Source organism: Asaia sp. As-1742 (genome assembly GCF_011753235.1).
Classification (GTDB): domain Bacteria; phylum Pseudomonadota; class Alphaproteobacteria; order Acetobacterales; family Acetobacteraceae; genus Asaia; species Asaia bogorensis_B.
This window is the reverse complement of record NZ_VWWA01000018.1, coordinates 1-11,615: the sequence shown is the minus strand read 5'-3', so window position 1 is coordinate 11,615 and position 11,615 is coordinate 1. Positions and strand designations below refer to the sequence as shown.

Genomic DNA, 11,615 nt, shown 5'->3' with positions numbered 1-11,615 from the left:
AAAAATGGAAAGCTTTTTTGGTCGACTGCAATGTGACTCTTTACAACCCCAGATCCGAAAGGCCCGGATGGTCATCCGGTCGCCTCCCCTGCAGCCAATGAAAAATCCGGGCATCGATATCGATCGGCAAGTCGTTGATCGAGCCAACGCACGATGCTCTACGCTGCCCCGAGTTATCTCGATCGGCGTGACCTACCGACGGATCTGGGCGATTTCGTCGGGCATGACGCAGTGATTTATGCCCGGTCGGGACGGGTTCACCCTTGGGTATTTCCGCAAGCCGACGGGTCTCTGCGCGATGTGACGCCCCCAGCACGGCTGCGCTTCGATGATCTCGACTCCATCGTGACCGCGGCGAGCGCCGGGTTTGGGCTCGTCTGGTTGCCCGAATGACTGGCGCGTGCATGTGGTGGCATCCGGGGCATTGCGCTCAATCCTGCCCGACGTCGCGCCGCTGCGGACCGACATTCATGTCGTCTGGCCCGAAGCTAGCGGCTCGGGTCTCACCCCAGAGTACACTCCGAGTGGATGTCTGCCCCAACCACAGATCGCGCGATCGACGCTAGATGGGGATGGTGGGTGAAGAAGAGAATCTGCGTTGACCTAGCGAGCTCTGCCAGCACTCGAAAACCCGCTTCGGACCGGTCGTCATCGAAGTTGACGAAGAGATCGTCGGCTAGGAACGGCAGGCGCACGCCCGCTGCGACAGACTGCTCGACGGCGGCTAGGCGCAAGGCGAGGAACAGCTGGTCGGTGGTTCCCTCGCTCATGGTGCCGACCTCGACGACGGTCCTGCCGTCGTTACGGACTCCGAGGAGTCGCGGCGAGGCGGCGTCGCTATCGATCCGCAGCGCCGCGTAACGTCCGATCGTCAGGATCGAGAAGAGCTCCGAGGCGCGGAGCAGCATCGGATCCTGATGTTGCTCGCGATATCGCTCGATCGCCCAACGCAGCGTCACCGCCTGGGCCCGCTTCAGGATGTATTGCTCGGAAAGGACCGCCAACTCTGCGCGGGCCTGACCCGCGTCCGTGGCAGCATCGATGGCGCTCTCTCCCTTCTGGTCGAGATTGGCGAACGCCCTCCGTGCATCGCCGAGCCGGCCCGCTGCGGCACCCACCTCGGCATTTAAGTCCGCCAGTTGGGATGCGAGCGTCTGCGTCTTGGCCGCTAGACCGTCCGGATCGACGCCGTCGAGGGTTCCGAGGAGTTCCGCAAGACCCTTGCCGTCGCCTGCCGACGTGATCGCCGTCTCAGCATCCGCGACCGCCCCCCGGAGCGCTCTGACCGCGCGAGATCGCGCGATAGCGGCCGCGAGCTCGTCGACGCCTTCCGAACCCGTCTCCTCCATCAGGCCCCTAAGGGAATCCACGGCCGCCGCTAACCTCGCCTCCTCGGCCGCCACCTCTTCATTGCGGGCCTCCATGGTGGCCTTCAGTGCGTCGATGACTTTGGCCGTGGCGCGCGCGGAGGTCAGGCGGCTCCGTAGCGCGGTCAGCCGCTCCTCCGGATTTTCGGACGCGGGGATGCCGAGGGTGTCGGCGGCCGCGTGAACCCTGGCGCCGTGGCTGGCCGCGTCCCTTTCCATCCCGTCGAGCCGTCCCTGCAGGTCCGATAGCGCCTCGATCTCGACGCGCAACTCCTCGAGTATGTCGAGCGCGGCGGTCGCGTTCCCGAGCTCGAGGTCGAGGCCGGTCTGTTCGAGCTGCTGGCGCCACTGGGCTTCACGGTCGGCCGCGGCATCCTCAAGTCGCTTCCTGCGTCGTCCGAGGGTGTCGGCGTCCTGCTCGATACGCGCCGCGGCGGCCTCGTCGAGCCGTCTCTGCTGCTCGGCCGCATCGAGGTCGGCCCGCAGTCGCTCGGCGATCGCCAGGATGGGCGCGATCTCCGAGGCATCCGGCAGCGTGGCGCCTTCGGGGAGACATGATGCGAGTGCCTGTCGCACCTTGGCCCGGCGGACGTCGGCCGCCCCGGCTTCCGCCATCGCCGCGACGGATGCGGCGTACGCCACCTCGGAGACGTCCCTCGCGGCGTTCCAGGCGACAAGGCGTGTCGGCTCCATATCGACATGGCCCGCCGCCTCCAGCCTCTCCCGCCAGGCGCTTCGTTTGGTGTCGACGCGCTCCTCCGCGCCCTTCGCGCGGAGCTCCGCCTGCTCCGCATCAAGCATGAGCTTCGCGACCCGGTTCTGCATGTCGGCGAGGCGGCTCGACTCGTCGGCCGCCGCGAACCGCAGGTCACTGAGCTGGTCCGCCTCTGCCAAGGTGGCTTCGAAGACGGTGACAGCTTCGCCCGGCGCGGCGACTGGCGCCGCAGCCAGGATGTGGTCGCGGAGCGGGCGCCAGTGTTCGTTGCGGGCGGTGCGCGCGCTCTGGATCTCCTCCGCGGAGATCGCGTTCCCGGAGGCGAGCTGCTCCATTTGGAGGGATAGGGCCGCGGCCTCATCCCTGGCGCGGCCGGCGTCGGCGGTCTCCCGCTCGGCTTCGGCCGAGAGGTTCGCCATCGCCGTCCGCGCTTCATCAATCTCCGCCTGTCCGATTCGGGGGAGCTCCAGGAGCGTCGCGGCGCCGCCGTTCCACGGCGCCAGCCGCGAAAGCGACTGTGCCAAGCTCGCCGAGGCTGTGTCGGCCGTCCTCCGCAGGGACTGGCAGCGGGCGTCGATGTCGGCACCGAGCGCGCGCGCGGCGTCGACGGCGGCGATGACCGGCCCCAGGTCCCTATTCGGATCATCGTCGGCCTTGCGCGGGAGACTCGAGGCCGCCCTCCGCCGCTCGTCGAGCTCCTCCTCGCTCTGCGCGATCTGAGCGATCGCCGATCTGGCCTCGACGTGCGAGAGCGCGAGTTCGCGCAGCCTCGCGCTGGCGATCCGTGACGGTGGATCGGCGGCCAGCGCGCCAGCCTCCTCCCGTAGGCGTTCGATCCGGCCGGTCCGCGCAGCGTGCTCGGTCCTGAGCCGGACCATGTCGCTGCTCGCCTTCGCGACCGCCCCCGAGGCGCTCACGAGCGCGTCGACGAGATCCGCCTGAGCCAGTATCGCCTCGTCCGCCACAAGCGCGTCCACACGTTCGGCCGCTTCCTCAGCCAGCTTCGCCGCGGCGGCCTTCGCGCGGCCCGCGGACGCGGCCTCGGCCATCGCGGCTTCCGCCACCTCCTCGCGCTGCGCAGCCAGCTCGATAGTTGCACCGTGTGCCTCGAGGGCGGCCAGGTGTTCCGCCCGCAGGCGCGCCGACGGCGCGATCCGGCGGATCCGTTCCGCGCGGCTCATCTCGGCGAGCAGCTCGTCGCGCCGACGTTGGGCCTCGTCCAACGCGGCCTGCGCGGTCGCCACCGCCGCCCTCGCGTCGGTCCAGATCCTCGGTCGGAGCGACCTGTCGCGGATGGAACGCAGGCCCGCCTCAAGTTCGCGCTGGGCGACGGTGAAGGAGCGTCTGTTGGACGCGCGTGGGCCCCAGATGGCGTCCGCCTCCTCCTCCAGCCGCGCCAGCTCGTCCGAGACTCCGGTCAGGCCGGAGCCGGCCGCGAACAGCGCCCGGCCAAGGTCATTGCGGGCCTCGACCATGGCCTTGCCGCCGGCCCGCAGGCCATCCTGGTCCAGACTGAACGAGAGGCCGAAGGTCTCCCTCGTCTGTCCCCTGAGCATCGCGAGGAGTGCGCCCTCGTCGATCGGCCGGTCGTCCAGACCCAGGAGCGAGGCGTTTGGGGCCTTCTTGCGGCGGCAGGCGAGCCTGGCCCCCTCGTCCTCAAGCACGGCGCCGACCCGCAGGAGCGAGTAGTCGTACATGAAGTTGTAGGGCGATCGGACTGGGAAGCCGAACAACAGATCCGACACCGCGGCGAGCGACGTGGTCTTGCCCGCCTCGTTCGCGCCGTAGATGACGTGCAGGTCCGGTTGGCCGTTGCGGAACGAAAGCGTGCAGTCCTCAAAGTGGCCGTAGCGCTCGAGCGACAGGTTTACGAAGCGCACCTACGCCTCCCCAGTCAGGCGCGACCGCAGCGCGAGTGTCGCCGTCTGGAGTACCGCCGTCCAGTCCCCGTCGCCCGCGGATCGCCGCAGGCCCTCGTCGTCGGCGTCGTCCGGCGACTGGCCGATCGCGGTATGCGTGGCGAGCATGAACGGGGAGAGGTCCTCGGCGAGGAGGGCGGCGAGCTCCGGGTCGGTAGCCGCTTGTCCAATGAGGGACGACAGGTCGTCCCCAATCCGGATCTGCTGCGGTTGCGCGGGCGGCCCGACCAGCACCTTCACCCTTTCGATGAATAGGTCCGGCGATATCGACGCGGCGACCGCGCGCGCGGCGTCGCGGATCGATGACACGCCGTCGTGTAGTGCGCCGGCGTCCGCCGTCTCGCCGGTGAGCGACACTCGTGCGACGAGAGGCAGGCCTGCCGCATCGGCCTGCCAAGTGGAGAGGAGCGATGTGCGCATGAGCGAGGCCACCGCGTCCGCCGCCGCCCCGGTGCAGTCGACCTCGACGTGCACCCAGCGCAGTACGTCCAGTTCGACATGCTCGATGGTGACGATCTGGGCGTCCTCCACCGTCACTATCACCGCCCCCTTAGGCCCGGTCTCGCGGATCGTGCGTCCCTGCGTGTTGCCCGGGAAGACGACGTATGGGTCTTCTGAGACGACCTCGTGCTCGTGGACGTGGCCGAGCGCCCAGTAGTCGTAGTGCTTGGACCTGAGGTCCTCCAGGCTGCACGGGGCGTACGCGGCATGGCCCTGGCGGCCGGCTAGCGCGGTGTGGAGCACGCCGATGTTGAAGTGGTGCTCGACCGCGTCGGGATAGGCGAGGACGAGGTTGTCGGTAACGGCCGGCGTTGCGAAGCTCTGGCCGTGCACGGCGACGGCGAACTCCGGCAGGACATGAGTCTCCGGGCGCCTCGTCCCGAACAGCTTGACGTTGTCGGGCCAAGGGATGCTGCGCGTTAGCACCGACTCCGCGTCGTGGTTGCCGGACAAAAGGAAGACCGGGACGGCAGCCTGGGCGAGCCGACCCATCGCCCGCGCGAAGTAGAGGCCGGTTCCCATGTCCTTCCAGTCGCCGTCAAACAGGTCGCCGGCGATCACCACGAAGTCGACCTCCTCGTCGAGGGCCCGCTGGACGAGGTTGTCGAATGCCGCCCGGGTCGCACCTCGGATGTCTTCCTCCGGAAGTCCCTCGTATCTCGACAGGCCGCGCAGCGGGCTATCGAGGTGAATGTCGGCGGCATGCAGGAAACGGAAGTCTGTAATGGCTCACCCCCATGCGTCGGCCGCGCATTCTTCATCATCACATCGCGCGCGCCAACATGTAGCACAGTTTTGATGCCGACAACTTAGCGTCATTGCATGCGCTCCTATGAGCAAACGTTGTCGATAGCTCTCAGATCTTCGGTCTGTGTTGCCATCACTCCCCGGCGTCCTCCGGCGGAATGCCCCAGGCTTTCGACGGCCGGAAGGTATCAGGTGCAGAGGCCCTTCAGCCGTTTTAGGTGGTTCTCGTCGACGTGTTCCATCATGGCGAAGAGCGCAACGGCCGCTCCCCGCGTCTCCTCAAGGGTCATCGTCGAGAAGGACAGCAGGTCGTCGAGGTTGTCGGAGTGAGACTCGACCTGAGTAAGCCGTTCGAGCGCCGCCAACCTCTCCCTGTCGAGATGCGGATAGTCGGCACACAGTTTGTCGAGCTGGCCGGGCAGTCCTCCGCCACCCGGACTCTTGAAGGCGAGGAACACGTCGAGCACCCGGCGGATCACGTTGGGCATCATGTAGCCGTGGTCGTCGTAAGCGTCGGGCTGCTCGACGAAGCGCAGCACGTGATTGAAGAGGAAGTGGTACTCCGAATCGTACTCGCGGAGCAGCTTCGACATCGCGATGATCCTTGAGGAGCGGCGGTGTTCTCCCTCGGGGATTGTGACGTCGATGTAGAGGAAAGCGGCGGTCGGATCCTTGCCGGCCGGAGGCCGGGCCTTGCCCTTCCAGGCCTTTCTAAACTCGTTCATACACTGGAGATTGTGCGTGAGGACGAAGACCTGCGCAGCCTTCTCAAGCCTCGTCCTCACGAGAGAGCAGGCGAAGTTCAGCGCCTTGGTGTCGAGGCTCGAGACCGGATCGTCCACCACCACGATGACGTCCTTCAGCTTTCGGTTGTCCGCCTCAATGGAGGAGAGGAAGTAGGCGATCGCGATGGCTGTCTTCTCGCCCTCGCTCGGTACGCCGGTGATCGGCGCGCCATGGCGGTGCAGTTCATAGCCTTCGTCGACGGGGTTGATGGTCAGCTCGCCGTGGCCGAGGTAGGCCGCGATGAGCTTGTTGATGACGGCGGCCGCGGGGCCGTGCGTCCGGATGCGCTGGCGCAGCTCGTGTGCCTTCTCCCGCAGGGCGGCCAGCGCATCGGTCTCGACCTTCAGCCTGGCGGTGGAGTCGCCGACGTCCTTCGCCGTCCTGGCGTATTCCTCGCGGCAGTCGACGATGAAGTGGCGGCGGATGGACGTCTCCGCATCCTGCTTCCGCTTCGCAAAGTCGGCGACGCCTTGGTTGTGGGCCGCGATCGTCTCGTTGACGCTCGCGACGCTGACTGCCAATCGCTCGGCGGTGGCGCACACATCCGCCTCGGCAGCGACGTCCTTCATGTCCGCGGGAGATGCGGGCCGCTCCAGCTTTGCGGATAGCACGCCTTGCAGCGTGCGCAACTGCTCCGCGAGCTGGCGCGCGTTCTGCGACGCGTCCTGCCTCAGGTCCCTAAAGCCGGGCCGCAACTCGCTGGCTAGGTCGTCCACCGCGGGTAGTTGGGCGGCCAATTGGCTGATAGACCCTAGGAGACCGTCGAGACGTTCGGCGGTTCTCTTCAGGCGGGCGACGAACTGGTCGACCCTGTCGTCGAGCGCCACCGCCAGCAAGGCGCGGCGTTCCGCCGGGATCTCGTTCCCGCACAGAAGGCAGTCGGCCAGCCCATGGGCGTCATGGTATTCGTGGCCGCGCGTCAGCCAGAGGAGCATGTCCGGGTGCCGCTGCACCTCCTCAAGCGCGACGGTCGCTAGCGACTGGCCGCAGACCTCGGCGATGAAGCGGTAGGCGGTCTCGATCGTGGTCTGGTCGAACGAAAGCGGGTCGAGGCGGGGCATCGGCTCGTCGAGCCTGCGCGTGTCCTCTGCGGCCTTGAGCTCGCCATCCGTCAGCCTGGGCCCGTCATAGTTCTTCCACGTGTCGAAGTCCTTGGCGAGCGCCGGCGCCTCGTACTTGCGGCTACCCAAATGGAGGCGCGATGCGACGGACTTGGCGCGTTCGCGCTTGTAGCTGGCGAAGGTCTTGTCCGCCGCCCTTTCAGTTGCGGCCGCCGCCTCGCTATTCGCCTCCGCCTTGAGGATGTCGCCTACGATTCTCGTCAGATCGGCGGCGGCTTCCGCCTGGTCCGCGCCGATGTAGAACACCGGCCGCGCCCGCCCAGCGGCCCATTGGAGGTTCTGCTCGATGTAGTCCGAGTTGAACACGAGAATCCGTTGCTCGAGCCCTTTGGGATTGGTCGGGCATCCGAACGCCGTCCCGTCGTCCAACGTCACCTCGAACGTGCCGCCCTGCGGGAGCTTCGGGTGCGGTTCGCCCGACTCGAGGCTCGCGAACAGCCGCGACAGCGTGCTCTTTCCCGAACCGTTAAACCCGTAGATCAGGTTATAGCGCCGGAAGTCCAGAGATGGTGAGCGCGCGCCGCGAGCGGCGTATATTCCCATTCCCTGCAGCGACTTAATATCCGTGAGGATCCCCATTGCAGGAGTTCATTCCCCGCCGCGATTATTGTCAATCTTGAAGCGACCGTAAAAACCTGTTTGAGAATGGCTATGGGTGGCTGATGCGGCGGAGCAGGAGGCTGCCCATGGCGACGTCGATCATGGCGCCGGAGACGTCGAGGCGCTTTTCGTAGTCCCGGACCAGACGTCGCCAGCGTGTCATCCAGCCGAACGTGCGCTCCACCACCCATCGTTGCGGCAGCACCTGGAAGCCCTTCTGGTCGGGCCGCTTACGGACGACCTCCAGGGTGAAGTCCTTGTAGGCAGCCAGGCTCGCCAGCTTGCCCCGGTCGTAGGCGCCATCTGCGAACAAGTGCTTGAGCCAGGGCCAGGGCCAGCGCTTGCGCACGGCCGCCACGATCAGTTCGGCCCCGGCCGCATCCTGCACGTCCGCCGTGGTCAGGTTCACCATCAGCAGCCGCCCGTCCGTATCCACCGCGATGTGACGCTTGCGACCCTTGGTTCGCTTGGCGGCGTCATAACCACCGCCGTCCGGAGCGTGCGGCGCCTTCACCGTCTGGCTGTCGACCACGCCCGCCGTCGAACTCGCCTCCCGACCGGCCAGTTCACGGTCGATCATCAGCATGATGTCAACCGCCCTACAATCGCGGACTGCGCGCTCATTCCCTATCTTGCGCTTGCCCCTTGAGGGAGGGATTTGCTTTGGTCCCTACCCTGCCCTCGGCCGCTGTCTCGACCGCGTCCGAAACCTCTTGGGTTTTATCCCCATGCCGGGTCTGCAATCGACAGATGCTTCACACGGCCATCAGGAGGCGGACTGAAACGCCTTGCGGCCTTCCGCGTCCAGCGCCGAGAAGTCCTCGTCGGACAGGGTGATGTCGACGGCAGCGACATTCTGTTCCAGATGCGTGACTTTGGACGTTCCGGGGATCGGCAGCATCACCGGGCTGCGTCTGAGGATCCAGGCCAGGGCAATCTGGCCAGGCGTAGCGTCATATTTTCCCGATATGGTGTCGAGTATCGAGCCCGGTTTTGCGAGATCGCCGGCGGCGAGCGGAAACCACGGGATGAAGCCGATGCCCTGGGCAGTGCAATAGTCGAGTACGTCCTCGCTGGTACGGTCGACCAGATTATAACGGTTCTGGACGGTCGCGACATCGAAGAATTTCGAGGCCGCCTCGATGTCCCCGATGGAGACCTCGCTCAATCCCGCGTGGCGGACGAGTTTCTGATCGAGCAGCGACTTGATGGCGTCGAACTGTTCGTCCGCCGGAACCTTTGGATCAATGCGATGCAACTGCCACAGATCAATCTGTTCGACGCCGAGATTGCGCAGGCTCTTATGTACCTGCTGAAGCAGGTATTCCGGCCGTCCGACCGGCCGCCAAATGTCAGGCCCCGAACGGGTCAGGCCACCCTTCGTCGCGATCGTGAGCCCTTTTGGGTAGGGATGCAGCGCCTCGCGGATCAGCCATTCCGATACGTCCGGACCGTAGGAATCGGCAGTGTCGATGAAGTTGACGCCGAGTTCCGGAAGCCGCTTCAACGTGCGGATAGCTTCGTCGTGATCGGCGGGTGGCCCCCAAACGCCTTTGCCGGTAATCCGCATCGCCCCGAAACCGAGGCGGTTGACGTCGAGATCGCCGCCGATCTTGAAACTGCCGGATCTGGCGGCGTCATGGCTCGAAGTGCTCATTATCCTACCTTTCGTCAAGAATGCGCCCGCCTCAGCGGGCACCAATGTCTTCACCAGCATGTCACGTTATAGATGTGGATAGGTATCCGTACCAGGCAACAGCGGCGATCATGATCGCCTTCCGGAAATGCGGGTTCAGAAAATGACTGTCGGCAAGGCCTTTCGTTCCTGCAACCGCGCGAGCGCGCCCGTCAAGGAAGCTGTGGAATCCATTCGCTCGGAAAAGCCGAAACGATAAATTTTATTCACGTCCGAAATAACATCGGTCTCGGTATGGAAAATGAAATCTCCAAAACCCCATCCTACAAGACGGGCGATATCCGGTTCGACCAATCCATGTCGTTCAGCCAGTTCCCGCCATAGTGGGCCTTTGTCGGCCATGTGGCGCGTGAGCGTCAGAGGCACCGGCGACGCGGCCTCGAGACCGAGATGCGATCCGACATCTTCCCACATCCGCTCCCAGCGAAAAACATCCCCGTTCGTGACATTGAACGCCTCTCCCCCGGCCTGTGGCGTGATGGCCGCCCAATGGCTGGCACGGGCCAGCAAACCGGCATCCGTAAACTGGACGAGCTGACGATAAGCGCGCTCGGTTCCGGGGAAACGCAGCGGGATACCAAGCACGCGCGAGATTTCGGCGAAAACCCCGACGACAAGCGCAATGTTCATCGGATTGCCGATCACGTCGCCCACCACGACGTCGGGGCGCAGGGCAACGTAATCCCACAACGCGCGTCCGGCATATGACCGCAGAACCTCTTCCTGCGCCATGTAAAGGTTCGGCGGCATATGCGGCGGATCATTCTCACGGGCGGGTGTGCGGACCACCGCGCCCAGATGGATGCCATAGATCTTGAAGCCCTGATAAATCACGACCCGTTGCAAGGGAGCGTTGACAGCACCAAGCCCGTCAAGCAGATGGCGTAGCATTCCGGCGTTGCGGTTCGCCTCAATCGCAAGGTCCGGATCGGGAGAGAGAGACGCATAGAACAGATGCGTCGTGTCCCTCGCCCGCGCCAAGGCCTCTCGGGTGGACGCGGCGTCTGTGAGATCGACGGTCAGGGAGTCGAAATCCGCAACCGTCTGCCGTCCCAGCGTCCGGACCTTCCATCCCTGACGGCGAAGTTCTCGTGCGGTGGCGTTCCCGATAATGCCGTTTGCCCCGGCGACCAGGGCGACTGGTTGAGTCATGATCGTTCTTTCACGCCTTGAGACGCTGTATGACCAAAGCAGCGACGCGTGCGGCCGAGGCCGGATTCTGCCCGGTCAGGAGATTGCCGTCCTGTATGGCAAACGGTGTAAAGTCGGGGCCTCGTTCGTAGACCGCGCCTGATGCACGCAAACGGTCCTCAAGTAGAAACGGTACCGTATGCTCCAGTCCGACGGCCCGCTCCTCGCTATCGGCAAAAGCACTGACACGGCGCCCGGCGACGAAAGGCGTCCCGTCCGCCTTCCGGGCAGAGAGCAGTCCCGCCGGGCCGTGACAGACCGCCGACACGATCCGGCCACTTCGGTCGAACTGTTCGATCAGACGCGCGAGTACGGGATTCTCCGGATAGTCCGTCATCGTTCCGTGTCCCCCAGGAAGAAACACTGCGTCAAAGTCGCCGAGATCGATATTCGTGAATTTCGGAGTATTGGCGACCATACGCCTCAGCGCCGGGTCTGACAGATAGCGTTCCACCGACGCCTCGTTCTGTCCGGCTTCCTTCACGCTCCTTGAATCGATCGGTATGGCGCCCCCTTCGATGGAAGCGAGCGTGACTTCGCCGCCCCCGTCCCGAAACGCGTAGAACGGTGTCGTCAGTTCCTCCAGCCACACGCCAGTCGCATGGCCGCTTTGCCCCAGCTTGTCCGCAGACGTCGCGATCATGAGGATGTTCATCCGTGTTTTGCCTCCCTGTTTCTCCGGTGCGTCGCGCCGCCGTGTCTGAGCCACGCCTAACCCGTGAAACGCGAGCCATGCGGCGCCGACACTCAGCATCATTTCCCGGCGACGTCGCATGGCCATTTTCTCCTACTTGAAAAGCCTAAATCCGAAAGGCCATCGCGACATCAAAGAAGACAACCGATCCGCCATAATTTTTGTTATAGGTAACCCATGTCGCTTCTGCACCTGCGCACCTTTGTCGAAGTCCACAGATGTCGTTCGATCAGCGAAGCCGCACGGGCATTGTCGCTGACCCAGCCGGCCGTGTCGCA

8 protein-coding genes and 2 pseudogenes are annotated in these 11,615 nt (G+C 65.1%); 2 read left to right on the top strand and 8 right to left on the bottom strand.

Annotated elements, in window-relative coordinates; translation table 11 throughout:
* Window positions 1-40 precede the first annotated feature (40 nt).
* Window positions 41-148 (bottom strand): annotated as a pseudogene (locus tag F3J08_RS17280) (DUF1348 domain-containing protein); the annotation flags it as partial.
* 5 nt (window positions 149-153) lie between these two features.
* On the opposite strand from F3J08_RS17280, the gene F3J08_RS15415 reads away from it, so the two are divergent.
* Complete coding sequence (locus F3J08_RS15415) at window positions 154-393, top strand: LysR substrate-binding domain-containing protein (RefSeq protein ID WP_166931295.1); 240 nt, start codon at window positions 154-156, stop codon at window positions 391-393.
* Between the two features lie 110 nt (window positions 394-503).
* Here F3J08_RS15415 and F3J08_RS15410 read toward each other — a convergent pair whose 3' ends face one another.
* The 7 genes and pseudogenes from F3J08_RS15410 to F3J08_RS15380 all read right to left on the bottom strand — a co-directional run bounded on the left by F3J08_RS15410 (window position 504) and on the right by F3J08_RS15380 (window position 11,418).
* Window positions 504-3,962 carry a YhaN family protein gene (locus F3J08_RS15410; RefSeq protein ID WP_166931293.1) on the bottom strand — a complete coding sequence of 1,153 codons (3,459 nt, stop codon included), beginning with the start codon at window positions 3,960-3,962 and terminating at the stop codon, window positions 504-506.
* Entirely contained in the window at window positions 3,963-5,210 is a 1,248-nt protein-coding gene (locus F3J08_RS15405) for a DNA repair exonuclease (RefSeq protein WP_166931350.1), read from the bottom strand.
* Window positions 5,211-5,437: 227 nt separating this feature from the next.
* Window positions 5,438-7,735: an AAA family ATPase gene (locus F3J08_RS15400; protein WP_166931291.1), complete on the bottom strand. Its 2,298-nt coding sequence runs from the start codon at window positions 7,733-7,735 to the stop codon at window positions 5,438-5,440.
* 70 nt (window positions 7,736-7,805) lie between these two features.
* A pseudogene (locus F3J08_RS15395) lies at window positions 7,806-8,348 on the bottom strand (IS5 family transposase); the annotation flags it as partial.
* A gap of 174 nt (window positions 8,349-8,522) precedes the next feature.
* Window positions 8,523-9,413 (bottom strand): aldo/keto reductase, encoded by an 891-nt coding sequence (locus tag F3J08_RS15390; protein WP_166931289.1) that lies wholly within the window; start codon window positions 9,411-9,413, stop codon window positions 8,523-8,525.
* 135 nt (window positions 9,414-9,548) lie between these two features.
* Window positions 9,549-10,604, bottom strand: coding sequence for an SDR family oxidoreductase (locus F3J08_RS15385; protein WP_166931286.1), 1,056 nt, complete (start codon window positions 10,602-10,604; stop codon window positions 9,549-9,551).
* Window positions 10,605-10,614: 10 nt separating this feature from the next.
* Window positions 10,615-11,418: a type 1 glutamine amidotransferase domain-containing protein gene (locus F3J08_RS15380; RefSeq protein ID WP_240149398.1), complete on the bottom strand. Its 804-nt coding sequence runs from the start codon at window positions 11,416-11,418 to the stop codon at window positions 10,615-10,617.
* Between the two features lie 96 nt (window positions 11,419-11,514).
* On the opposite strand from F3J08_RS15380, the gene F3J08_RS17430 reads away from it, so the two are divergent.
* Window positions 11,515-11,615 (top strand): LysR family transcriptional regulator (locus tag F3J08_RS17430; protein WP_166931283.1); only part of this gene is annotated, 101 nt, incomplete at its 3' end.

Coding starts and splice junctions, on each gene's coding strand:
- F3J08_RS15385 (WP_166931286.1), bottom strand. CDS start 10,604: ATGACTCAACCAGTCGCCCTGGTCGCCGGGGCAAACGGCATTATCGGG.
- F3J08_RS15400 (WP_166931291.1), bottom strand. CDS start 7,735: ATGGGGATCCTCACGGATATTAAGTCGCTGCAGGGAATGGGAATATAC.
- F3J08_RS15380 (WP_240149398.1), bottom strand. CDS start 11,418: ATGCGACGTCGCCGGGAAATGATGCTGAGTGTCGGCGCCGCATGGCTC.
- F3J08_RS15390 (WP_166931289.1), bottom strand. CDS start 9,413: ATGAGCACTTCGAGCCATGACGCCGCCAGATCCGGCAGTTTCAAGATC.
- F3J08_RS15415 (WP_166931295.1), top strand. CDS start 154: ATGCTCTACGCTGCCCCGAGTTATCTCGATCGGCGTGACCTACCGACG.